Annotated in this window: 24 protein-coding genes and 1 pseudogene; 14 read left to right on the top strand and 11 right to left on the bottom strand. The window is 45.0% G+C overall.

Features of this window, described 5'->3' with window-relative positions; genetic code table 11:
• Positions 1-931: hypothetical protein (locus RDN93_RS05680; protein ID WP_308744597.1), on the bottom strand; the 931-nt coding region annotated here is incomplete at its 3' end.
• Positions 932-1160: 229 nt separating this feature from the next.
• On the opposite strand from RDN93_RS05680, the gene bla reads away from it, so the two are divergent.
• The 3 genes and pseudogenes from bla to RDN93_RS05695 all read left to right on the top strand — a co-directional run bounded on the left by bla (position 1161) and on the right by RDN93_RS05695 (position 4043).
• Positions 1161-2051, top strand: coding sequence for a class A beta-lactamase, subclass A2 (gene bla / locus RDN93_RS05685; RefSeq protein ID WP_308744598.1), 891 nt, complete (start codon positions 1161-1163; stop codon positions 2049-2051).
• Between the two features lie 51 nt (positions 2052-2102).
• A pseudogene (locus RDN93_RS05690) lies at positions 2103-3501 on the top strand (GNAT family N-acetyltransferase).
• A gap of 20 nt (positions 3502-3521) precedes the next feature.
• The gene (locus RDN93_RS05695) at positions 3522-4043 is read left to right on the top strand and encodes a hypothetical protein (protein WP_308744599.1); all 522 of its coding nucleotides are present in this window, start codon (positions 3522-3524) and stop codon (positions 4041-4043) included.
• A gap of 74 nt (positions 4044-4117) precedes the next feature.
• On the opposite strand, the gene RDN93_RS05700 is transcribed toward RDN93_RS05695, so the two are convergent.
• The gene (locus tag RDN93_RS05700) at positions 4118-4582 is read right to left on the bottom strand and encodes a MaoC family dehydratase (RefSeq protein ID WP_308744600.1); all 465 of its coding nucleotides are present in this window, start codon (positions 4580-4582) and stop codon (positions 4118-4120) included.
• Positions 4583-4703: 121 nt separating this feature from the next.
• The gene (locus tag RDN93_RS05705; RefSeq protein ID WP_308744601.1) at positions 4704-5231 is read right to left on the bottom strand and encodes a GDSL-type esterase/lipase family protein; all 528 of its coding nucleotides are present in this window, start codon (positions 5229-5231) and stop codon (positions 4704-4706) included.
• Between the two features lie 114 nt (positions 5232-5345).
• On the opposite strand from RDN93_RS05705, the gene RDN93_RS05710 reads away from it, so the two are divergent.
• A complete protein-coding gene (locus RDN93_RS05710) occupies positions 5346-7055 on the top strand; it encodes a pseudouridine synthase (protein WP_308744602.1) in 1710 nt (569 codons plus the stop codon).
• Here RDN93_RS05710 and RDN93_RS05715 read toward each other — a convergent pair.
• Together RDN93_RS05715 and RDN93_RS05720 are read right to left on the bottom strand one after the other, a co-directional pair.
• A complete protein-coding gene (locus tag RDN93_RS05715; protein WP_308744603.1) occupies positions 7052-8422 on the bottom strand; it encodes an MATE family efflux transporter in 1371 nt (456 codons plus the stop codon). The genes RDN93_RS05710 and RDN93_RS05715 overlap by 4 nt on opposite strands.
• Before the next feature lie 114 nt (positions 8423-8536).
• Positions 8537-8743, bottom strand: coding sequence for a hypothetical protein (locus tag RDN93_RS05720; RefSeq protein WP_308744604.1), 207 nt, complete (start codon positions 8741-8743; stop codon positions 8537-8539).
• Positions 8744-8832: 89 nt separating this feature from the next.
• Between RDN93_RS05720 and RDN93_RS05725 the strand changes: the two genes are divergently transcribed.
• From RDN93_RS05725 to RDN93_RS05740, 4 genes are all read left to right on the top strand, one after another.
• The gene (locus RDN93_RS05725) at positions 8833-9132 is read left to right on the top strand and encodes a nitrous oxide-stimulated promoter family protein (protein ID WP_308744605.1); all 300 of its coding nucleotides are present in this window, start codon (positions 8833-8835) and stop codon (positions 9130-9132) included.
• Positions 9133-9165: 33 nt separating this feature from the next.
• Positions 9166-9900: an SDR family NAD(P)-dependent oxidoreductase gene (locus RDN93_RS05730; protein ID WP_308744606.1), complete on the top strand. Its 735-nt coding sequence runs from the start codon at positions 9166-9168 to the stop codon at positions 9898-9900.
• Positions 9901-10010: 110 nt separating this feature from the next.
• Entirely contained in the window at positions 10011-10292 is a 282-nt protein-coding gene (locus RDN93_RS05735; protein ID WP_308744607.1) for a zinc ribbon domain-containing protein, read from the top strand.
• 35 nt (positions 10293-10327) lie between these two features.
• Positions 10328-13075 carry a PAS domain-containing protein gene (locus tag RDN93_RS05740; protein ID WP_308744608.1) on the top strand — a complete coding sequence of 916 codons (2748 nt, stop codon included), beginning with the start codon at positions 10328-10330 and terminating at the stop codon, positions 13073-13075.
• Between the two features lie 89 nt (positions 13076-13164).
• Here RDN93_RS05740 and RDN93_RS05745 read toward each other — a convergent pair whose 3' ends face one another.
• Both RDN93_RS05745 and RDN93_RS05750 read right to left on the bottom strand, forming a co-directional pair.
• Entirely contained in the window at positions 13165-13428 is a 264-nt protein-coding gene (locus tag RDN93_RS05745; protein WP_308744609.1) for a GNAT family N-acetyltransferase, read from the bottom strand.
• A 12-nt stretch (positions 13429-13440) separates the two neighbouring features.
• Positions 13441-14754, bottom strand: a complete 1314-nt coding sequence (locus RDN93_RS05750; protein ID WP_308744610.1) for a TIGR01777 family oxidoreductase — start codon at positions 14752-14754, stop codon at positions 13441-13443.
• A 190-nt stretch (positions 14755-14944) separates the two neighbouring features.
• Here RDN93_RS05750 and RDN93_RS05755 point away from each other — a divergent pair, with 190 nt between their 5' ends.
• The 3 genes from RDN93_RS05755 (at position 14945) to galB (ending at position 19387) form a co-directional block, all read left to right on the top strand.
• A complete protein-coding gene (locus RDN93_RS05755; RefSeq protein ID WP_308744611.1) occupies positions 14945-15925 on the top strand; it encodes a lytic transglycosylase domain-containing protein in 981 nt (326 codons plus the stop codon).
• 28 nt (positions 15926-15953) lie between these two features.
• Positions 15954-16820 (top strand): ion transporter, encoded by an 867-nt coding sequence (locus RDN93_RS05760; protein WP_308744612.1) that lies wholly within the window; start codon positions 15954-15956, stop codon positions 16818-16820.
• Between the two features lie 65 nt (positions 16821-16885).
• Complete coding sequence (gene galB, locus RDN93_RS05765; protein ID WP_308744613.1) at positions 16886-19387, top strand: beta-galactosidase GalB; 2502 nt, start codon at positions 16886-16888, stop codon at positions 19385-19387.
• A gap of 64 nt (positions 19388-19451) precedes the next feature.
• Here the strand turns inward: galB and RDN93_RS05770 are convergent, their stop codons facing one another.
• Positions 19452-19817 carry a DUF2809 domain-containing protein gene (locus RDN93_RS05770; RefSeq protein WP_308744614.1) on the bottom strand — a complete coding sequence of 122 codons (366 nt, stop codon included), beginning with the start codon at positions 19815-19817 and terminating at the stop codon, positions 19452-19454.
• 175 nt (positions 19818-19992) lie between these two features.
• On the opposite strand from RDN93_RS05770, the gene RDN93_RS05775 reads away from it, so the two are divergent.
• Complete coding sequence (locus tag RDN93_RS05775) at positions 19993-20661, top strand: MgtC/SapB family protein (RefSeq protein ID WP_308744615.1); 669 nt, start codon at positions 19993-19995, stop codon at positions 20659-20661.
• A 14-nt stretch (positions 20662-20675) separates the two neighbouring features.
• On the opposite strand, the gene RDN93_RS05780 is transcribed toward RDN93_RS05775, so the two are convergent.
• From RDN93_RS05780 to RDN93_RS05790, 3 genes are all read right to left on the bottom strand, one after another.
• Entirely contained in the window at positions 20676-21449 is a 774-nt protein-coding gene (locus tag RDN93_RS05780; protein WP_308744616.1) for a TIGR03915 family putative DNA repair protein, read from the bottom strand.
• A complete protein-coding gene (locus RDN93_RS05785) occupies positions 21446-22714 on the bottom strand; it encodes a putative DNA modification/repair radical SAM protein (RefSeq protein WP_308744617.1) in 1269 nt (422 codons plus the stop codon). The genes RDN93_RS05780 and RDN93_RS05785 overlap by 4 nt, the downstream gene beginning before the upstream one ends.
• 168 nt (positions 22715-22882) lie before the next feature.
• Positions 22883-23059, bottom strand: a complete 177-nt coding sequence (locus tag RDN93_RS05790) for a histone H1 (RefSeq protein WP_024988745.1) — start codon at positions 23057-23059, stop codon at positions 22883-22885.
• A gap of 147 nt (positions 23060-23206) precedes the next feature.
• Between RDN93_RS05790 and RDN93_RS05795 the strand changes: the two genes are divergently transcribed.
• Both RDN93_RS05795 and RDN93_RS05800 read left to right on the top strand, forming a co-directional pair.
• A complete protein-coding gene (locus RDN93_RS05795) occupies positions 23207-23854 on the top strand; it encodes an ATP-binding protein (protein WP_308744618.1) in 648 nt (215 codons plus the stop codon).
• Between the two features lie 172 nt (positions 23855-24026).
• The gene (locus tag RDN93_RS05800) at positions 24027-24659 is read left to right on the top strand and encodes a hypothetical protein (protein ID WP_308744619.1); all 633 of its coding nucleotides are present in this window, start codon (positions 24027-24029) and stop codon (positions 24657-24659) included.
• The last annotated feature ends 96 nt before the right edge of the window (positions 24660-24755 follow it).

A 24755-nucleotide genomic window follows, 5' to 3' on the forward strand; every position in this document is an offset into this window, starting at 1 on the left:
CCAGTTGTTTCATTCCTTTCGGAGAATTTTTCTGCCGCGCGACAAGTTTCTTCAATATCTGAAAAGCCTCATCGGAAGTCCGTAGATTATCAATGGAAAGTTTGATACGATAGCCGACCTGCGGCTCTATCCAAACGGGATTCTTCTGTGCGGCAACAGAACGGATACTTGTATGTTCTTCCAACAGGAACTGGTCTTTCAGGTACTTCAGTTTCTTTACTTTTTCAAGGATACGGTTCTGATAATCTATCAGATTCAAATAATGGATGATTTGCTTCTGGATTTCAATCAGGTTATGGTACGAATCATTCAACTGGAGTTTTACGTCACTCACCACATTCCGCATCTGCACATCCATCGCCACCCGGAAGAAAATAGGCTGCCCATAGTCTATCAATTCCTCGCTTTTACGAATCAACAGGGCAATATTGTTCCGTTTCTCGTCAAGCCGGACGAGTTTGGTTTTCTTTATTTTGTAATTAGGCTCGTTCTTATAGGTATTATCCATATTCCGCTTCAAGTCCATCACGTTACGGACAGTAGTCAGGGCTATATTCTTCAGGCAGCGTTTCACTTCCCGCTGATAGTTGTACTTGCGCTGTTCGTTATTTTCCTTCAAGTAATAATCAATGTTTTCATTCAGTCGTGTCAAGTAATCCTGCACAAAAGAAACATTGATTTCTTCATTCACTTCGAGTACATCTTCAAAGAATTTCAGATAGATATCCTCCATTTCAAGAAAATCACCGGTATCCCGGATAACTCCGTAGTCAATCAAATAGCGGATGCGCTCTTCCTTGTACTCGGTCATTTCAAGCGCATAATCATAGCGGAACGAAAGAGACTTCCGTTTGGAAAACATTTCTTTCAGGAGTTCTTTCTCCCGGTCGAGACTTTTGACCAGCTCTTCTATGGAACGAAAAGTGCTCATATTAGTTTTGTCTTTTAACAACGATTACTTATCCAGATTTCCGTTACTATAAATTGTAAAGTAACAAGATTCTACAAATATAACGGAAAAAGCATACGAAACCTAATTTCTTTATTTACAATTTTGTTATAACAGAATTTAGGATACCATCCTCACTTTTTCAAATTACAATTCATACCTTTGTGACTTCGATAGAAAATTAGTAACCCATAAAAAAAGAAGATTGATTATGCGCTCATTCATTGTGTTTCTTTGTTTAATCCCTATCCTGCTGTTTTCCTGTCAGAGTGTTCCTCTTGAGACACAATTGAAGGAGGCTATCAAAGACAAGAAAGCCGAAATAGGAATTGCTGTCATCATAGACGGAAAAGATACGGTAACAGTTAATAATGACAATCATTATCCTTTGATGAGTGTTTTCAAATTTCATCAGGCGTTGGCAGTGGCTGATTATATAACGAAACAAAATCAGTCATTGGACACTCTGCTAAAGATAGAGAAATCGGATTTGAAACCGGACACGTATAGCCCGTTACGGGATAAGTATCCGCAAGGTGGGATTGAGATGAGCATTGCCGACCTGCTAAGATACACGCTTCAACAGAGTGACAACAATGCCTGCGATATACTATTCAATTATCAAGGCGGAACGGATGCCGTAGACAAATATATCCATTCGTTAGGTATTCAGGATTGTGCCATCGTCGGTACGGAGAGTGCCATGCACGAAGATTTGGATTTGTGTTATCAAAACTGGAGTACGCCGTTGGCTGCCGCCGAGCTATTGGAGATTTTCCGACGGGAACCGTTGTTTGCAAAAGAATATAAGGATTTTATCTGGCAGACAATGGTAGAATGCCAGACCGGACAAGACCGGCTGGTCGCTCCATTACTGGATAAAGGAGTGATAGTGGGACATAAAACAGGGACGGGCGACCTTAATGCCAAAGGTCAGCAAATAGGTTGCAATGACATCGGCTTTGTTCTTTTGCCCGGCGGACGCACTTACAGTATAGCTGTTTTCGTGAAAGACTCTGAAGAGAGTTTTGCGGAAAACAGTAAGATTATCGCTGATATTTCACGTATCATTTATGAATATGTGACGCAGTCAGCTAAATAAAAGAGAGAACAGTTAACGGTCGTAACGATAAAAAGAAAAATCAGATTTAAAATGAAACTACATCATATCGCCATTTGGACTTTCCGTTTGGAAGAGCAGAAAGAGTTCTATGTCCGTTTCTTCGGCGGAAAAAGCAATGAGAAATATGTGAATCCCAAGAAGGGATTCGAATCTTACTTCATATCTTTCGGTGAAGGCCCTTCTTTGGAGTTAATGAGCCGTCCCGATGTACAGAATACGGTGGTGGAAGAAAACAGGGTCGGGCTGACACATCTCGCTTTCACGTTCCCCAGTCAAGCGGAAGTGCTTCGTTTCACGGAAGAGATGCGTTCCGAAGGTTACACCATCGCAGGTGAGCCGCGTACTTCGGGAGACGGTTATTTTGAAAGTGTAGTCCTTGACCCGGACGGAAATCGTATAGAATGTGTGTATAAGAAAGAATATGGAGAAGAAGACTGAAACAGAAGAAACGATGGCAGCGCGCACCCTTGAAACGGAACGTCTGCTAGTCCGTCCTTTTCAAGAAGAGGATGCGGAAGCATTTTTTGCCTGTTGCCAAAACCCGAACTTGGGTAATAATGCCGGATGGGCGCCACATAAGACGATAGAGGAATCGCGGGAGATTCTTCAGAACGTTTTTATCGGTCAGGAGAATATTTGGGCGATGACACTGAAAGATACGCAGCAACTTATCGGTTCCATCGGAATCGTCCCCGACCCGAAACGGGAGAATCCGCAGGTCCGTATGCTGGGATACTGGCTTGACGAAGCGCATTGGGGCAAAGGATATATGACGGAAGCAGTGCAGGCTGTACTCAACTACGGATTCAATGAACTGCAACTCAGCCTCATCACCGCCAATTGCTACCCGCATAATAAGCGGTCGCAACAAGTACTCGAACGGAACGGGTTTATCTATGAAGGTGTGCTGCATCAGGCGGAACTGACATACAATGGAAATATACTCGACCATTTGTGTTACTATCTTCCTAATATATGCCAACCCACTCCCCAAGATTACGACGAGATTCTGGAAGTTTGGGAAGCATCAGTGCGTCACACGCATCATTTCCTTACGGAAGAACATATCCAGTTTTACAGACCGTTGGTGCGCAATCACTATTTACCGGCGGTAGAACTATACATTGTCCGGAATGCCGATAGAAAGATTGTGGCTTTCATGGGACTGAGCGACGAGCTAATCGAGATGTTATTCGTAAATCCCGGCGAGCAGGGAAAAGGATACGGCAAGCGGTTGCTGGAATACGCCATTCAGAAAAAGCAGATGGATAAAGTGGACGTAAACGAACAGAATGAAAAAGCACTCAGCTTTTACCTACATATGGGATTCCAAATCATCGGAAGGGACGAAACGGACGGTATGGGAAAACCTTACCCGATTCTGCATTTACAGTTGAAAGAAACGAATATCGAAGAAAGTAAAGGTTAACCCTCAAAAAAGAAAGCTACATGAACCTGCGTGCAAGATTATCCGAACGTGTACATATCGAAGATATCAGAGAGATACTTCACTTTATACAAGATGACGAACAGCTCAGAGAAGAAGTCTATCAATTTATCTTTGATGAGGACGAGATTGTCTCATATCAGGCATTGTGGGTTTGCACGCATTTCTCAAAGGAAGACGTGGAATGGTTGAGCCGGAGACAGGATGAACTGATTGACGCTGCCATGTCCTGCCCGCATTCGGGAAAACGAAGAATGCTCCTGAACCTGCTCAGCCAGCAACCGGCAGCCAACCCGCCACGAATGGATTTCCTCGATTTCTGTCTGGAGCGTGTCATAACCCGGCGGGAACCGGGCGGCATACAATCCCTTTGCATAAAACTTGCCTATCAACTGACTTGTTCCATTCCGGAGTTGCAACAGGAACTGCGCACAATGTTGGAAATCATGGAACCCGAATTATTGAATCCCGCTATCCGTGCTGTACGCAGAAATACGCTAAAAGCAATGAAAGCCAAGAAGTAAGACATATCAAAAACACAAGAAGCTGTCTCCCGTCAAAGAAACAGCTTCTTTATCTATGTTATTCGTGAACTAAATCAATTGAAATAGTACAAGAATACGGCAATGCCTTCGAGTGCCTTCTTCGGTTGGTCTTTTATTTCGATGGCAAATTTGATTTCAGCTTTTGCCACACCACGCAGATTTGTCAATGAATGAAGGGTAGTCACCAGGCGGATACTCTGTCCTGCCAATACAGCCTGACCGAATTTCATCTTATCCATACCGTAGTTAATCATCATTTTCAGGTTGTTCACCTGGATAATCTGGTTCCACATATACGGAAGCATAGACAATGTCAGATAACCGTGAGCTATTGTGCTATGATAAGGGCTGTCTGTTTTGGCACGTTCCGTATCCACGTGAATCCATTGGTGATCTAATGTAGCATCTGCAAAAAGATTGATACGTTCCTGAGAGAGTTCAACATAATCAGAAACACCTATTTGTTTGCCTACCAGTTTTTCAAATTCTTCGTACGAATTGATAATTACTTTTTCCATTGTCTTATCGCTTTACGGGGGTTATTATAATCATTTTAATTGGCGGCAAAAATAGGAAAAATAAACTGATATGCCATCAATATCTACAATAAAAGCAGCAACAGAAGAAATTGGGTATAACTCATACATTGACAGCCCGCTTCACAGCTTCTGCCAGTATACTATAACCTTTGCCATTCAGATGCAGGTCGTCGATGGTCAAATCAGGATTCAGTCTGCCGTCCAGTGACAGACGGTCGAATACATCAAGGTAGATTATATCCGTCCCTTGCAGCTTTTCATGTATTTTCTGATTGAGCATACGGATGAATCTATTCACTGCCGTACTGTAATCATCGTAATCATTTCGTGGAAAAATACAGAATAAGTACGTCTTCAGAGAAGGAACGGCAAGGATTGCCTTCACATAACGTTCCACATAATCGTCTACATTTTCATCATTCAACTCGTAGATGTCGTTACTGCCGAATTGAATGATAACCTGACAATCAGAGGTATCCGCCGCAAAAGATTCGACATAGGCCAACCCCTCACCGGGCGCTCCGTAATTCAGACATTTCCATTGAGGGAAATAAATATCCAGTGCCCAAAATGCCATATGGCTGTTGCCTACAAAAGCAACTTTTGGTGTTTTCTCGTTCCTATCCATTTTATCTTTGCTCAAGCATCCACTTTATTTCATTCAAACTCCAGAACAAATATAGAACAAAATTCGCGGATTTACCTTACTTTTGCACCAATAATCACATTCAAATATAAACCGATGATACATTTTTTCAAGAAGCCCGTTTCTCACATTGCTCTACCGGAGAAATTCACTTATCCTTTCCATTATACGCCCCATCCGTTGTGTGTATTGGCGGCAGAGGAAGTGAAAGAGTATATCGCAAGCCGGAAGGAATGGCAGGAAGAATTAGCTCTTGGAAAGATGTTCGGAGTACTGGTGGTGCAAGAAACGGGAAAAGCGATGAATGAAACGACACGAAAAGAGACGGACGAAGGATACAGAATAGGTTATTTGGCAGCCTTCTCCGGCAATTTGGCGGGAAAGAACCTGCATACTTACTTTGTCCCTCCTGTTTATGATTTGTTGCAACCACAAGGATTTTTCAAGATTGAGGAAGAACAGATTTCCGCTATCAATGCCCGTATCAATGAATTAGAGAATAGCGCTTCCTATCTTGAGTCGATAGAAAAGTGGAAGACAGAAACGGAACGGGCTCAAGCGGAGCTGAATCAAGCCAAAGCGGAGCTGAAAGCTGCGAAAGAAGCCAGAGAAAACCGGCGCCTGTCCTCAACCGGGATTTCCGAGGAAGAACAAGCCGCTCTAATTCGCGAAAGCCAATATCAGAAAGCCGAATACAAACGAAAGGAGAAGGAATGGAAGAACCGCCTGGAAGAATGCGAAGCGGAAGTCAATCGGTTCAAGGATGAGATAGAAAGGCTGAAAGCAGAACGGAAAGAGCGTTCGGCAGCTTTGCAACAAAAACTATTCAGGCAATTCCGGATGCTGAATGCGAAAGGAGAAGTGAAAGACTTATGCACTATTTTTGAACAGACAGTCCGGAAAGTCCCTCCCGGCGGTGCGGGTGAGTGTGCGTTGCCCAAATTACTGCAATATGCCTATTTTCATCAGTTAAAGCCGCTGGCGATGGCTGAATTTTGGTGGGGGGATTCTCCTAAAAATGAAATCCGGCATCATGGATATTACTATCCTTCCTGCAAAGGGAAATGTGAGCCGATTCTGCAACATATGTTACAGGGGCTGGAAGTGGATGAAAATCCGTTATTGGATAACGTTCACAAAGACACGAAGCTGGAAATCGTGTTTGAGGATGAATGGTTGCTGGTAATCAACAAACCGGCAGGGATGTTATCGGTTCCGGGAAAAGCAGAGAAGATAGATTCCGTTTATCACCGTTTAAAGAAAAAATATCCTGACGCAACGGGACCTATGATTGTACACCGGCTCGACATGGCGACTTCGGGATTATTGCTTGTTGCCAAGACGAAAGAGGTGCACCGGCATTTACAGGCACAGTTCGAGAACAGGAAAATAAAAAAACGATATATAGCTTTACTTGACGGAGTCATGGCGAAAGCCGAAGAAGCTACTCCCCAACCGACTGGAAAAACGGAAAAGACAGGAAGAATCGAGCTTCCCCTCTGCCTGAACCCTCTCGACCGTCCACGGCAAATAGTAAGTGAGGAACACGGGAAGGAAGCTATCACAGAATACCAGATAATCACAAACTCAGAGGAATGTACCCGCGTCGCGTTTTATCCGTTGACCGGACGCACTCATCAGCTACGTGTACATGCCGCTCACCCGAAAGGGTTGAACTGCCCCATTCTAGGAGACGAGCTTTATGGCAAAAAAGCGGACAGGCTCTATCTCCATGCCGAATATATCGAGTTCCGCCATCCCGTTTACGGAGATATTATCTGCATACATAAAGAGCCGGACTTTTAAGCTGTTTCAACAGCCGGACTGTTTGTAAACACCTGCCGCTTCAATCTCTTGTAAACATAAATAAAAGCAGGGACCAGGAACAAGTCGGCAGCTATCCAAGCCATCGGATCACCATAGCAGACGGCAAGGAAACCGAAAGCGGGAACCGCATAAAGGCTGACAAGAATACGGGCTATCATTTCCGCCACTCCGGAAAACATGGCAAGATTCGTAAAACCCACTCCCTGGATGGTATAGCGCAGGACACACAACAGCCCAAGCGCAGGGAAGAACATACAGGAAATATGAAGGAAAAGTTCCGTATCCAGTAAGATTTCCGTTTCCGAAGGGTCTACGAAAATCAGGGCAAAATACTTGGCTCCCAGCATCAGGAGTATGAAAGTAAAGGCCGCATAGATAATCATCATCAAGGCACTCGCCTTAATACCCTGCCAGATACGCTCCGGTTTGCCGGCACCGTAATTCTGTCCGCTATACGTTGCCATGGCAATGCCCAAGCTCTCGAATGTGCAGATAAAGAACATCTTGATGCGCATGGCAGAAGTAAAAGCCGCCACACAGGCTGTCCCCAACGCATTGTTCGCACTTTGCAACATAATACTGCCAATAGCAGTAATAGAGAACTGAAGTCCCATAGGCACCCCGATGTAGAGCAGCGTCTTAGCCAGTCTCGGCTGAAACCGACGCTCCTTCGGGGAACTCTGTAAAATATCAAACTTACGATACATATAAATATAGCAGAGCGCGGCCGAAAGTCCCTGCGAGATTACCGTAGCAATAGCAGCTCCCGCCACTCCCCAGTCGAGCACCAGAATACAAAACAAATCGAGCACGATATTGAGAACGGTAGACAACAGCAGAAACCAGAAAGGTGTCTTGCTGTCTCCCAATGCACGGATTATACTCGACAGAAGATTGTAGAAAAACGTAAAAGGCACACCGATAAAGGTGACAAGCAGATAAGCATACGCACCTTCGGATATATTCTCCGGCGTACGCATCATCCGAAGAATGTCCGCACACAAGATACTGGTGACGATGGCAATAGTGACAGACATCACTAGAGAGAGCTTCAAACTGACGGATATATAACTGCGCATCGTACTATAATCTCTCGCCCCGAACTTCTGTGCCACGGGAATCCCGAAACCACCGCAACATCCGTTGCAGAATCCTAAAATAAGGAACACGACCGATGTGCTGGCTCCCACCGAAGCCAACGCGTTAATACCCAAGAACTTTCCAACGATTGCCGCATCAACAAGCGAATATGTTTGTTGCAACAGATTGCCGAGCAAAAGCGGCAGTGTAAACTTTAATATCAGAGGTAATGCCGGCCCTGCCGTCATTTCTTTAGAAGTTGCCATTTGTCTATGTTCTAAAATTGCGCGCAAAGATACGGAAAATCCCGTTAGAAAGATTCAAATCCTCTTTCCTGTTTCATTGATATAAATCAAAAAAAAACAGAACGGGAAGGTACCTTATCTCTTCACCAGTCTTTTAGGCGAGCCATGCCAGGAGCATCCCAAACAATAAACCTCCGTCAAATCGAATCCTTCCATAGAATCAGCAGGATACTTGGGTACAATCTCCCCATCTTCCATCACGTAGACCAGTAATCTCTCGTTCCGGTCGTTCTTTACATATAGGGCAGCAATTTTGCACTGCGGACACAATAACTTTCTCATGCGGCAAAGATACAAAAGAGAATTGGATAAATTCTCTGTAATCTTCCTTATCTTTGTGCAGTTCAAAGAGAACTGTTCAAAAAGACAAGATGAAGAAACAACGTATCGCACACGAAAAGAAAATAGTAGGACTGATGATTCGTCTCTACTGCCGGAGAAAGGAGAAGAACGCTGTTCTTTGCCCTGACTGCGAGGAACTGCTCCGCTATGCGCACGCACGCCTCGACCATTGTCCGTTCGGAGAAAGGAAAAGTTCGTGCAAGAAATGCACAGTGCATTGTTACAAGCCTGCAATGCGCGAACGGATGCGGCTGGTGATGCGCTTCTCCGGTCCGCGAATGTTGCTGTACGCGCCTTGGGCGGCTATCCGGCATTTACTGAACTTATAAGAAACAACATTAATCCAAACATATATATTTGTCATGAAACGAGCTATTATTATAGGAGCCACATCCGGCATCGGGCAAGAAGTGGCCAAATGCCTGTTACTGGAAGGCTGGCAGATCGGAATAGCAGGCAGGCGGCAGTCTGCCCTCGAAACCCTGCAACAGGTTGCACCGGAACAAATCGAGATTCAGGCATTGGATGTCACCCGGGAAGATGCAGCGGAAAAACTCAATATGCTCATAGACAAAGTGGGCGGCATGGACTTATTCCTTCTCAGTTCCGGCATCGGTTTCCAAAACATGAAACTGGATATGGAAGTGGAGCTGAACACGGCACGTACCAATGTAGAGGGATTTACCCGCATGGTAGATACCGCTTTTGCATATTTCAGAAAGAACGGGGGCGGACATCTGGCGGTTATCAGTTCCATTGCAGGAACAAAGGGACTTGGCGTAGCTCCCGCTTACTCTGCGACCAAACGTTTTCAGAATACTTATATAGATGCCCTTGAACAACTTGCCCATCTTCAAAAGCTGAACATTCATTTTACCGATATTCGCCCCGGATTTGTAGCTACGGATTTATTGAATGACGGAAAGCGTTATCCGATGCTGATGAAAGCAGATAAAGTAGGATGGCACATTGCCCGTGCACTGAAACGTAAAAAGCGGGTAGCAGTAATCGACTGGCGCTACCGGATTCTAGTCTTCTTCTGGAAAATGATTCCTCGCCGGATATGGAAACACCTGCCCATAAAAACAAACGGGTAACGGAACTAATCAAAAGAAAAAATGCTAATAATTAGCAAGATCAAATAACAATTGTTCCAATAATTCTTCCTATCTTTGGCACGTAACAGAAACTTAAAACAAAAATAAAGATGGAACAAAAAATTTGTCAGTGTTGTGCCATGCCGATAGAAGAATCCACATTCGGAACAGAAACAGACGGTAGCAAGAATCAGGATTATTGTCACTATTGCTACGAGAACGGACATTTCACCAAAGACTGTACAATGGACGAAATGATTGAACTTAATCTAAAATATCTTGACGAATTCAACAAAGATTCAGAAGTAAAATATACCATTGAGGAAGCACGCGCCACCATGAAAGAATTCTTTCCGCAACTGAAAAGGTGGAAAAATAAACAAGAGCAATAGCTCACTCCTACTACGGATAAAAAAATAAACAACAAATGAAACAAACCGAATCACCTTCCCCCAAGGATGACAATATGTGCTCAGGAAATACATCTCCCGAATTAGCACAAGACCCGCTTCTGTTTGCAGAAAATATCTACGCCAGCCTGCCGATGAGCATTGAAATCTATGATGCCAATGGTGTCTTACGTAAAATTAATGAACCGGCATTGAAAATGTACGGAGTGAGTGACCAGACAGCAGTCATAAACAAAGTTAATCTTTTCGACAGTCCATATATGGACGAGGAATTAAAATCCAAAGTACAAAAAGGTGAAAATATCACTTTGGAATTTGAGTATGACTTCGACCGTATAAATAGCGATGCCTACTTCACCAGCCAAAATAAAAACTCCATAATTTATGAAGCACAGGTAGTGCCGATAGTAGATAATAAAGGAGCTATCATCGGACATATATTGCTCTCTAATGACGTGACTGCCGAAAAAGAAACGGAATTCCGAACGGAAGAAAGCAAGAAAAACCTGGAAATGGCTATGGAAGCTGCCAATATGGCTTCATGGGTATATAATGTCCACAAGAAAACATTCAGCACATTGTATGGTAACGCACTGGCAGAGGAAGGGATGTCTTTGGAACAAATGCAAAGTATACTGCACCCGCAAGACCGCATACAGTTAATGCAGCTTTTCGCACAACTGATAAATAAGGAAACCCAACAAGCACATACTACCCTACGCTTTTACAACAAGGAAGAAAGGCAATACCGCTATTACGAAAGCCGGATGCGTTTATCTTCCGAACACCGCGGAAAACTGCTGATTGTCGGCACCCAACTGGATATAACGGAGAAAGTGCAAATGCTGAAAAAGACACAGGACCTGACAACGAAACGCGAACTTGCCATGCAGGTGAGCAATATCGTGCACTGGGACTTTGACGTAAACAGTCAGAAATTTGAATCTTATAATGACCCGATCAACGACTACGCTCCTAACAGGCTTGTGACTCTCCAGGAATTTCAAAGCGTTATCCACCCGGACGATGTTTCTACTTATTACGATGCTATGCAATCCATGTTGTCGGGCGAAAACCAGACAGTCAACTTCACTTGCCGCATACAAACGAAATATGATGATAACTGGCAATATTGTAATGTTATCGGCGTTCCTTTCGAACAGGACGAGAACGGAAATACGATACGTTTCACCGGTTTCCGGCAAAATATCTCCAAACTTCACCGCTTGAATGAAGAGCTCAAAGAGCGGAATTACAAGATGGAACTTACTTTCAAGACTGTCGGAATGTCTTATTGGGATTTTGATGTGACAACCCAACTATTCACAGCCTTCAATGACCCCGTCAATGATTATTGCCCGGAAACTCCGATCAACATCGACCAATATCTGAGCGTCGCCCATCCGGATGACATAGAAGTCATGCGCGAATATTTTGAAGATATGATTCAGGGAAAACAGCAGGAATTTACCTTCCAGTACCGTTCCAAGACAAAATGGGACAAGGAATGGCAAACCCTTCTCATCACCGGTATTCAAGTGGAAAGAGACAAAAGAGGAAAAGCGCTCCGTTACACCGGTATCGAATTCAACAATACGAAATGGGAAAAAGTGACCCAGGAATTAAAGGAGCTCAAAGACAAAGCCGAACTTTCCGACCGCCTCAAATCGGCTTTCCTTGCCAATATGAGTCACGAGATACGTACACCGCTAAATGCCATTGTCGGTTTTTCCGGACTGATGGTACATTGTGACGACCCGGAAGAAAAGGCGGAATATATGGAAATCATCGAATCGAACAACGAACTGCTGTTACGGTTAATTAATGATATTCTCGATCTTTCCAAGATTGAATCAGGCATACTCGAGCGTAAAAGGGAAAAGTTTAATCTGGCGAAAGTTTCCAACGAACTTTACACAATGATTCAACCGAAAATCACCAATCCGGAGGTAGAATTCATCCTGGGAAATTCCGGTCCAGACTGTTGGATATTCCTGGATAGAAACCGACTCAAACAGGTGTGGATGAATTTCCTCACCAACGCCATCAAATGTACTCATGCCGGACATATCAAGATGGGATACAGTATCGAAAACGGCGGTATCAGGTTCTATGTGGAAGATTCGGGGGTCGGCATCCCTCTTGAGTTACAAAACAGGGTGTTCGGACGATTCCAGAAACTCAATGAGTTCGCTCAGGGAACGGGACTAGGATTAGCCATTTCGAGAGCTATTATAGAAGGCGCAGGGGGAGAGATAGGATTTACTTCCACGCCCGGCATCGGTTCAACTTTCTGGGCATGGGTGCCATGTGAAACTAGTATGCAGGAAAATGTTGAGTCAAAGGTAAAGACACAGCCTTCCCGGACACAAAAGACAGCTCCTGCGAAACAGACTATTTCTCTAAAACATATCAACGAAAAAGAATTGAAAATACTGATTGCCGAAGATAATGACAGCAATTATTCATTAGTGAAGCATATCCTCAAAGAATATCAAATCACCCGTGTAGTAAACGGGGTCGAAGCGGTGGAAAAAGTACGCAATGAGAAATTCGACATTGTTCTCATGGATATGAAGATGCCGATTATGGGAGGTTTGGAAGCAACACGGAAAATCAGGGAACTGAATCCTCTCATCCCTATTATCGCACTTACTGCCAACGCATTCGATGCCGACAGGGTAAGCGCCATGGAAGCAGGATGCAACGCATTCCTGACAAAACCACTGAAGAAGGAAGAATTACTTGAATTGTTCTCCTTGTAAATGGTAATCCCCCAACCGGTAACAACACAATACCAGTTTTCAATATCGCCACTCGGAACACACCATACTCATAATCCCTTTTTTCACAATTATCCCAGTTCCGGGTGGCGTTCTAACCATCTCACAGCATACGAACAGGTGGCTTTCGGTTTCATTCCGTTGGCCAAAGCGTAGCCATAGGCGGCTTTCACCAATGCGGCAGCCACCCCGCGACCTTCTATCGGACGGGGGACAACCGTATGGGTGATGTCGAGAAAATCACCTAAGAGGCGATATTGTACAAAGGCGGTGCGACCGTCTACTTCTGTCTTGAACAGTTTTTGTTCGGGCTGATGAATAATTTCGTAATCCATAATCTTGTTCTTTTAGAATTGCTCAATCCATTGCAATCGGTTTGTATCGTAGCCACGGCGTTCGGCAGCGGTGACGAGTTTTTTCTTTATATCCTCCGGTAGTTGAGGAGTACGGCTCAGTATCCAGAGATACTTGTCGGTGCTGCTGCCAACAAGTGCATAGTTGTAATTCTCTCCATCCAGTTCCAAGACGTAATAGTCTGAATAGAAGTTGAGAAAGAAAGAGACTTTCAGTTTGCCCGGCTGCGAGGAGTCGGGTATCTTGGCATGACCGTTGGCAGTCTTGCAAATATCGTAGGGAGAGTTACGCTTGCATCCCCGGTTCTCCACCCGGATAGTACCGTCGGGCCGGAGCGTGTACATGGCGGTCACATCAACAAGTCCACGTTCGAAACGGTTCTCGTAACGGGCTATCTCATACCATAGCCCCATATAACGGTCCAAATCGAGAGTCCGTACCGTACTATGGTCTGTCCCCTTAAAAAGCCGTTCTACATCAGGGACAGCGAAGTGGAATCCTGCTTCCTGAAGACGTGTGGGACGTACCCGCTGACCGGACGTAAGGAAAGAAGCGGCTTCTCCATACAGCATCCGGAAGACCGGTTGAGGCACGACCACCGTTGTCCATGCATGATAGGCTTTCGCCATTTCACGGGTGAAAGTATATTGGGAGATTTGCTGCGGAGCAACAAGGTTGAATACACCGCACGTCTCCTCATGACTGATGAAAAACTCCATGGCACGGCAGAGGTCACGTATATCTATCCACGGGAAAGGCTGGGTGCCCGGTCCGATGGCAGTAGCAATCTTGGTTGCCTGTAACGGGCGAAGCATCTGTTGCATCGCCCCGCCATCCGGTGAAAGCACAACACCGAAACGGGTAATGACAAGCCGTGTCTCTTCGGGGCAACGTTTCGCCTCCTTTTCCCATGCATAGCAAAGGTCGGACAAGAAGCCGTCCCCACGGGTACGGGTATATTCGTCCACTTCCGCCATCGTAGGATAATACCCTACGGCAGAGGCGGAAATCATCAGTTTCGGTTTCGTCCGTACAGCATTCAGCGCACGGATAATGCGGTGCGTGACGACAATACGGCTATCGAAAAGTTCCTGTCGGTGCTCCGGCGTCCAACGCTTGTCAACCGGTGCTCCTGCCAGGTTGATGATAACATCGCAATGAGCCAGCGTCTGAATCAAATGCCCGGACATACCTTCGCGAAACATCGGCCTTCCCAAAGGAATCACACGATGTCCGCCCTTTTCAGTCAGGTAGTTGGAGAGATGTTTACCTATATATCCGGTGGCTCCGGTCATTGCTATATTCATCTTGATTCTATTATATATTTAACTCTACTAGAAAAACGTATAAAATGCAGGAAAAGTTCTTTGAAAAAAGCAAAATGAGATTATCTTTGCAACCGGCATAACGCCGGAACAAGGTTTCCTTGCGGCATAATCGCTTTAGATATGGATTATGTTCAAGGCCTGCTTTTTTAAAACTAAATGAATAATTTAAATGAAGAAACAAACTAAAATCAACTATATCCTTACTCTTATATTGGTGTTCTGCATTGGTGCCACCATCCCTACTCTGATAGGCAGCAGCCAAGTCAACGAACAACATTCGGCTAAGTCGGAAGTGCCCTATTGCGTCACCCCGCCTACCGTGCCCACGCAAGTCACTTTTGACGGAACTACCATCGACCTCAGGCGCTACGACCGCCGCGAACGGATGGACCGCGAAATGATGGCGTTCACCTATATGCACTCTACGACCATGCTTCTGATAAAGCGTGCCAACCGATATTTCCCTATCGTGGAACCGATATTGAAAGCGAACGGTATCCCCGATGATTTCAAATATCTGATGGTGATTGAAAGTAACCTGAACAACATCGCACGCTCTCCCGCCGGAGCAGCCGGTCTGTGGCAATTCATGCCCGCCACCGGACGGGAATTCGGACTGGAAGTGAATGACAATGTGGACGAACGCTATAATATTGAAAAAGCAACGGTCGCCGCCTGTAAGTACTTCAAACAAGCGTATGACAAATATGGCGACTGGATGGCTGTATCCGCTGCTTACAATGCCGGACAGGCACGTATCTCTTCCCAACTCGACAGGCAACTGGCAAGTCATGCCATGGATTTATGGCTGGTGGAAGAGACATCGCGTTATATGTTCCGCCTGCTGGCAGTCAAAGAGATTTTCAGCAATCCGCAACGCTACGGATTCCTGTTGAAAAGGGAACATCTCTACCCGGTCATCCCGTACAGGAAAGTGACCGTCAACACTCCTATCGACAGCTTGAGCGAATATGCCAGACAGCAAGGCATCACCTACGCACAACTTCGAGATGCCAACCCGTGGTTGCGTGACACCTCACTGAAAAACAAAAGCGGAAAAACCTACGTTCTCTATATTCCCACACAAGAAGGAATGTATTATGACCCGAAAAGGACTGTTGCCTACAACAAAAACTGGGTGATTGATTAACACTATTTTATCCGAGACACGCTTTATTATGAAATTGAGAGAAAGAATCCAACGTTTTCTGCATGACGAGAAACTGAAACGAAAGTTATACATCATCATCTTCGAATCGGACACCCCTGCCGGGAAACTGTTCGATGTGATTCTTATCGGCTGCATTCTGGTCAGTGTATTACTTGTCATCATCGAAAGTCTGAAAGGACTCCCCGCGTTTCTGACGACTCCGTTCGTCGTACTGGAATATCTTTTCACCGCTTTCTTCACGTTCGAGTATCTGACAAGAATCTACTGCTCGCCCCGCCCCCGGAAATACATTTTCAGTTTTTTCGGCATCGTCGACTTATTGGCTACCCTGCCGCTTTATATCGGCCTGATTTTCCCGGGTGCACGCTATTTGCTTATCATCCGTGCTTTCCGACTGATACGGGTATTCCGTGTATTCAAGTTATTCAACTTCCTGAACGAAGGTGAACGGCTGCTCACCGCCCTGCGAGAAAGCAGCAAAAAGATTGCGGTATTCTTCCTGTTTGTCGTTATTCTGGTGACTTCCATCGGGACATTGATGTATATGATTGAAGGCACACAACCCGACTCCCAGTTCAACAATATCCCGAACAGCATCTACTGGGCAATCGTCACCATGACTACCGTAGGCTACGGAGACATCACCCCTGTCACCGGTTTGGGGAAGTTTCTTTCCGCCTGCGTGATGCTTATCGGTTACACCATCATCGCCGTGCCGACAGGTATCGTATCGGCCTCGATGATGAAAGACTACAAGCGGCGAAGAGACAAAGAATGCCCTAACTGCCACCGATCCGGTCATGAGGACAACGCAGAATTTTGCAAATATTGCGGAAGTAGTCTGAATCCGGTTGGGACAAAAGAAAAAACATAGGACGAAGCGAGAGACAACACATCATTCAAAACAAAAATGAAAAACAATCTTTACCCCCTATATGTATGAATAAACATCTTAAAATCGCAGCAGCTCTATTAGCAGCTTTACCGACATTGGTCATCGCGCAAGTGCGCACTAAACACACCTTTGAGAAAGGATGGAAATTCACTCGTGAAGACGACAAGAATTTCAGTCAGAAACAGTATGACGACGCCAAATGGCAATCCGTCACCGTCCCTCACGACTGGGCTATTTATGGTCCTTTCAGCATCGACAACGACAAACAGAACGTAGCTATCACCCAGGATGGCCAAAAGGAAGCAATGGAACACGCGGGACGTACAGGCGGACTTCCTTTTGTCGGAGTAGGCTGGTATCGCCTGAATTTCGAAGTTCCGGGTTTCTCTTCCGGCAAGAAAGCAACTCTTATTCTTGACGGTGCCATGAGTCATGCCCGCGTGTACATCAACGGACAGGAAGCAGGTTACTGGCCCTACGGCTACAACTCTTTCCGTATCGACGCTACCCCTTACCTGAAAGCGGGCGAACAGAACACATTAGCCATCCGTTTGGAAAACGAAACCGAATCTTCACGCTGGTATCCGGGTGCAGGACTGTATCGGAATGTCCATCTGGTGATTAACGAAGACGCCCATGTCCCGACATGGGGAACGCAGCTTACTACCCCTGTCGTGAAAAAGGAGTTTGCCAAAGTAAACCTGAAAACCTGTCTCGAATTTCCTTCCGGCAAGTCTTTTACTGATTACCGCATTGTGACTGAGCTGAAAGCTCCCGACGGCAAAGTTGTAGCCACCAACGAAGAAAAAGGAAGAAAGTATGACGGAAATATATTTGAACAGAATTTCGTGATAGATACTCCCCTGCTCTGGTCGCCCGACTCACCATCTCTCTATTCTGCCGTATCCAAGGTTTACGAGGGCAATACACTGAAAGACGAGTATACCACACCGTTCGGTATACGGTCTATTGAAATCATCCCGAACAAAGGATTTTATCTGAACGGAGAACGCACTGTGTTCAAGGGGGTCTGCAATCATCATGACTTAGGACCGTTGGGTGGTATCGCCAATGAAGCCGGTATCCGTCGTCAGATACGTATATTGAAGGATATGGGTTGCAACGCCATCCGTACTTCTCACAATATGCCCGCACCGGAGTTGATTCGCGCTTGTGACGAGATGGGTATGATGGTGATGGCGGAATCATTCGACGAATGGAAAGGTGCTAAATTGCAGAACGGTTATCATAAGGTTTTTGACGAATGGGTGGAGAAAGATTTGGTGAATCTGCTTCATCAGTTCCGTAACAACCCCAGTGTAGTAATGTGGTGTATCGGAAATGAAGTTCCCGACCAGTGGAACGGCGACCGCGGTCCGAAACTCTCCCGATTCCTGCAGGACATCTGCCATCGTGAGGATCCTACACGTCCCGTCACTCAAGGTATGGATGCTCCCGACGCTGTGGTTAATAACAATATGGCTGCCGTGATGGACGTAGCCGGATTCAACTATCGCCCGCACAAATACCAGGAAAATTACAAGAAACTCCCGCAACAAATTATCCTGGGCAGTGAGACCGCTTCAACGGTCAGCTCACGTGGTGTATACAAACTGCCTGTTGCCCGCCGTTCGATGCAGAAATATCCCGATCATCAGGCTTCTTCTTATGACGTAGAACACTGCGGATGGTCTAATCTGCCCGAAGATGATTTCATTCAGCATGAAGACTTGCCATATTGTATCGGAGAATTTGTATGGACCGGATTCGACTATCTGGGCGAACCGACCCCTTATTATACGGACTGGCCAAGCCATTCTTCCCTATTCGGAATCATTGACCTTGCCGGATTGCCGAAAGACCGTTATTATCTCTATCGCAGCCATTGGAACAAAAAGGAAGAAACGCTCCATATCCTGCCGCACTGGAATTGGGAAGGACACGAAGGGGAAGTAGTGCCCGTATTTGTCTATACCAACTATCCGTCTGCCGAACTGTTTATCAACGGCAAGAGTCAGGGCAAACGTACGAAAGACCTCTCCATAACGATTGACAACAGTGCCGATTCCGCTTCTATGGCTAACCTCAAACGCCAGCAGCGTTATCGCCTGATGTGGATGGATACAAAGTACGAACCAGGTACGGTGAAAGTCGTAGCTTATGATAAAGACGGCAAGGCTGTCGCCGAAAAGGAGATTCATACAGCCGGAAAGCCTCATCATATTGAACTGATACCGGACCGTACACAAATCAAAGCCGATGAAAAAGACCTGTCGTTTGTCACTGTCAGAGTAGTGGATAAAGACGGTAACCTCTGTCCGCTAGCTGACAACGTTATCAGCTTTAAAGTGAAAGGTGCAGGAACATACCGTGCAGGAGCCAACGGAAATCCCGCTTCGCTCGAATCGTTCCAAACTCCGAAGATGAAGGTCTTCAGCGGTATGATGACTGCTATCGTTTCTTCTTCCGACAAGCCGGGAAAGATTATACTGGAAGCTAGCGGAAAAGGGCTGGTGAAAGGTGTGCTGGAGATTGAAAGCAAGTAGGAAGCAATGCTCTTATAAAAAATGGGGTGATGGTCGTACTTACGATTCTCACCCCGTTTTTTTGTTATTTCCGTTGAGACAAGCGCTCAAATAAAATAATCAGTACGCATCCCACTGCATAACAGGCAATATCCGCCCAATCGAACGTAGAGCCTAGAACAACTCTGGCTACGCGATTCGTAATACCTAAAGTTTCTGCCAACTGGAAGTACTGCATCATCTCCACAAAACAGGCAAAGAGAAATACATAGAACGGCATTCGTGGAATACCTGTCGGCAAAAATATCCTCACAAAACAATATACCAGCACAACGACCAATACATCCCCGATGTATGGACGCACAAAATTATCACGCACATACAAGGCAATCAGTACTTCTACACAAAAGATTACCAAAAAGCTGATTATATAAAATATTCTTTTCTTCATTATTCGCCCAATCACGGGATTAAACATTTATTTGAGTGTGCGAATATACGATAAAATAGAACGGATACATTCAAATATTACTAAATTAACGACACAAAAAGAGGAAATAATTGTATATTTATAGGTCTAAGCATTTTATCCACAAACAATAAAAAACAGAAAGGAGATTGAACGTATGATGTTGAACATGGATTTTGTATTACGCTTGCTAGTTGCCGGAATACTCGGAGCCATTATCGGACTGGACCGTGAATACCGTGCCAAAGAAGCCGGATACCGCACTCATTTCCTCGTTTCACTAGGCAGTGCACTGATTATGATTGTCTCCCAATACGGATTTCAGGAGATTATAAAAGAAAACAGTGTGACGCTCGACCCAAGTCGTGTAGCTGCACAAGTTGTCAGTGGCATCGGATTTATCGGTGCAGGAACCATCATCTTTCAGAAGCAAATAGTCCGCGGACTAACCACTGCGGCAGGCATTTGGGCAACGGCAGGCATCGGGCTGGCAGTCGGTGCTGGAATGTATACTATCGGAATTGCCGCTATGGTATTGACTCTTGTCGGACTGGAACTGCTCAGTTATCTCTTCAAAAGTATCGGCATGAAAAGTTCAATGGTATCTTTCTCTACCACCAATAAAGACACGCTGAAACTGATAGCAGACAGATTCAACTCCAAAGACTACCTAATAGTCTCCTATGAAATGGAAACCTCTCACACAAGCGAAACCGAATCTTATCAGGTAACAATGGTAATCAAATCAAAGCGGAACAATGATGAAGGCCAACTACTTTCTCTGATACAGGAATTTCCGGACGTGACGGTGCAACGGATTGAATAAGTTCCCTTGCCGGACTATCGCTGTTTCTCTGTCAGATACTTCCAATAGCGCACAGGCATATCCTGCCTGTGTTTCCTCGGATTAATGCGCTCTTTTATACAAATCGCCTTGAAATAGGTTTTCCAAAGTTGCTGGAAGAGTTTTTCGTCTTTATCCATAAGGCTTTCGTCAAGCATTCCCGTTATCAGGTGGGATTCTCGACTGTCATCATCAAAAGAAATCGTAGTCACTTCTTGTAAATCGTAATAAAATCCATAGCGACGTTTCATATCATAGATAATCCACTTTTGGTCGGCAAAACGGTCTTTGAAGTGATGAACGGTAAGCGGCAATGCATTAAATTGCGGTTCGAAAGCAGCAAAGAATGTACCGTCCGCAGCCTTCTGAAAACGGACGAACTGCATCAGGTGCACACGTTCACCATCTACCTTCTTCCAGATTTGTGCCAATTGCAGTACATCCGGGTCAGCAAAGTTAGTTTCAATGGAACGGGGAGAATCAATCGCCTTACGGATATAACGAAAAATAAGCATCCCTACTTCCGGCAGTTCCGACAACCAGCTTTGAGTAAGACACCCCAATGCCGAAGATGAAACTTTTTTCTGTAAACCGCGCCATACACGAGTGGCTTTTTCTTCATCAGTGACTACTGTATGCAGTTCATCATAAAACAAGGGCAAAGCATCTCCTTCCGACAAAAGTTCGTCGGGAAAGGTCTTACGGAAATAAGCATCAAAGACAGCAGTCAGCAGACCGTCAAAGGTTTTATCGTAGATATAAATATTCATTCTCCAAAATCAAGTATCAACTGTCGTTCATCCACTTTCTTTTTCGGTTTTGGCAATAACAAAGAACGTACCCGTTGCGGAGAAAGCTCGTTCACAGTCTGCATCTGGAGAGGAAGTTCCTTACAGGTAATGAAATATTGTGCTTTCTTCATCACCACTCCTATCTTCTTTAATTCGTAGAACCCCAGTCGGGAGAAACGCCGGGAAGCAACAATCAGCTTCGCCGATTTCACACCGATACCCGGCACACGGAGAAGCATTTCGTAATCCGCTTTATTAATGTCGACTGGGAAATGCTCAGGGTGGCGCAATGCCCATGAGAGCTTCGGGTCTATTTCAAGATCAAGGTCCGGGTAAGAGTCGTCCACTATTTCGTCTACTTTGAACTGGTAGAAACGTAACAGCCAGTCAGCCTGATAAAGCCGGTTTTCGCGTACCAGTGGTGGTTGCTTCAAGGCGGGCAGGCGCTTGTCGTAAGTATTTACAGAAACATAGCCGGAGTAATAGACACGCTTCATCGTGGGACGGTTGTAAAGTGCCGACGAGAGGAACAGAATGTCTTTATCCGATTCGGAAGTAGCACCGACAATAACTTGCGTACTCTGTCCGGCAGGTGCGAAACGCGGGGCATGACGGAATTTCTGCCGCTCTTCCTTACTCTCCAATACCCCTTGCTGAATGTACTTCATGGGGGCAAAGACACTTTTATGGTCTTTCTCCGGTGCAAGAAGTTTCAGGTTCTCTTCTTTGGGAATTTCTACGTTGACGCTGAGACGGTCGGCATACAGTCCGGCTTCGTTCACCAGTTCGCGGCTGGCACCGGGGATACTTTTCAGGTGGATATATCCGTTGAAGCGATACACTTGCCGCAGGTCTTTCGCCACACGCACCAACCGTTCCATTGTATAATCCGGGTTACGGACAACGCCGGAGCTGAGGAATAATCCTTCTATATAGTTACGACGATAAAATTCCATCGTCAGTTCCACTAATTCGGATACGGAGAAAGTGGCACGCGGAAGGTCGTTGCTGCGGCGGTTGATGCAGTAAGCACAATCGTAGATACAATAATTGGTAAGCATGATTTTCAGCAACGATATGCACCGTCCGTCTTCGGCAAAACTATGGCATATTCCCCATCCTCCGACAGTATTGCCCAGCATCCCCGGTTTGTTGGAGCGTACAGTGCCACTGGAAGAGCAGGAAACATCATACTTCGCGGATTCCGCGAGTATCTTCAGTTTAGCCAAGACATTTTCGTTCATAAATTCCCAATCTGATCAATCTGATTATTCCGCAAATATACGATTTAATTTGGTTTGAATATCCATTTCCAAATCTTCCATTAAAAAAGATACTTCCAACACAGAAAGAGGGTCTGCCGCAAGCGACAGACCCTCTCCTTTTTCCTGTATCTTAGTAGTCTACTAATATTACTGCTTAGCAGCTTCCAAAGATGCTTTACGGAATTCTTTCATAGCTTTCTCGATTTCCAAAGAAGCCTTACGAGCACGAGTTCCTGCTGCTTTGTTACCGTTTTCAATCTGAGCGTTAGCATCTTTTGAGAAGTCAGCATAAAGAGCTGCTACCTTTTCTACCAATTCTTTCATAATCCTTTTATTTTTTTCGTTAATAATGTGCCGCAAAAATACACTGTTTCCCGAAATAAACGCATAAAAACAATATTTTTTTTGAAATATTCTTCGAAAATTATGCAAAAAAAGGGGTTTTCACCTTTTTTATCTACCTTTGCAACCATGAAACTGCTTACAGATACCGATTATATACATACACTGATTGCTGAAGGTGAGCATCAACAACAGGATTTTAAGTTCGAAATCTCCGACGCCCGAAAAATAGCCAAGACACTCTCCGCTTTTGCCAACACCGACGGGGGACGGTTGCTTATCGGTGTGAAGGACAACGGAAAAATTGCCGGAGTACGCTCCGAAGAAGAGAAATATATGATTGAAGCTGCGGCACAACTTTACTGTGTCCCGGAAGTGGAATATACCCTAAAAACATATATAGCAGAAGGACGACAGGTTTTGGTAGCAACGATTGAAGAGACTCCGCACAAACCGGTTTATGCCAAAGATGAAACGGGAAAACCTCTCGCCTATCTCCGCATCAAAGACGAAAACATACTGGCAACTCCTATACACCTACGTGTATGGCAACAGAGTGACAGTCCGCGTGGGGAGCTTATCCGCTACACTGAGCGGGAACAGCTTTTACTGAACCAACTGGAACAGGGGGCTTTACTTTCACTCAACCGCTATTGCCGCCAGACAGGACTTTCACGCCGCGCTGCCGAACATCTGCTTGCCAAATTTGTCCGTTATGATATTGTGGAGCCTGTGTTCGAAAATCATAAATTCTACTTCCGAATGAAGAACGAATAACCACAATATAATAAAAAAGAGACAATGCCGGACATCGAAAAGGAGTTGGAATGTTGGTGAAACCCAACTGTTTTTGTACCTTTGCGGGCAGATTGCCAAAGGATAGTTATATAATATAACTCCCCACGCACTCCAACAGTAAATTGTAAATAATAAAATTGTAAATATAACAATGAGCTTATTTGGTTTATTCAAGAAAAAATCCGATGAAACAAAAGTCGGCAACGTAGAAGATTTCATATCTCTGACCCGGGTTTATTTCCAGTCAGTTATCGCCACGAATCTTGGTATTACAAATATCCGCTTCCTGCCGGATGTGGCCAACTTTAAACGCCTGTTTAAGGTACCTACCCAGAATGGCAAGTTGGGATTGGCAGAGAAGTCGGCTTCACGCAAAATGTTGATGCAGGATTACGGGCTGAACGAGAGTTTCTTCAAAGAAATTGACGCTTCGGTGAAACGTAATTGCCGCACACAGAATGATATCCAGTCTTATTTGTTTATGTATCAGGGATTCTCCAATGACTTGATGATGTTGATGGGAAACTTGATGCAGTGGAAGTTCCGTATGCCGTCTATTTTCAAGAAGGCTCTATATGGCATGACACAAAAGACGGTACATGATGTATGTACCAAGATGGTATGGAAAGCTGATGACGTGCATAAGACAGCAGCCGCTGTCCGTCAGTACAAGGAACGTTTGGGATACTCGGAACAGTGGATGACGGATTATGTATATAATATCGTCCTACTGGCCAAAAAGGAACCGAAACAAAAAAAGGATGACACGGAAACGAAAAAATAAGTAGCCGTAAATGTTAGAAAACCGTAAAGAATAACATGATAGGAAAAGCAGGGGTTTTGAACCTCTGCTTTTTTTGTTATCTTTATAGGCTCTATG

Source organism: uncultured Bacteroides sp., assembly GCF_902491285.1.
Classification (GTDB): Bacteria; Bacteroidota; Bacteroidia; order Bacteroidales; family Bacteroidaceae; genus Bacteroides.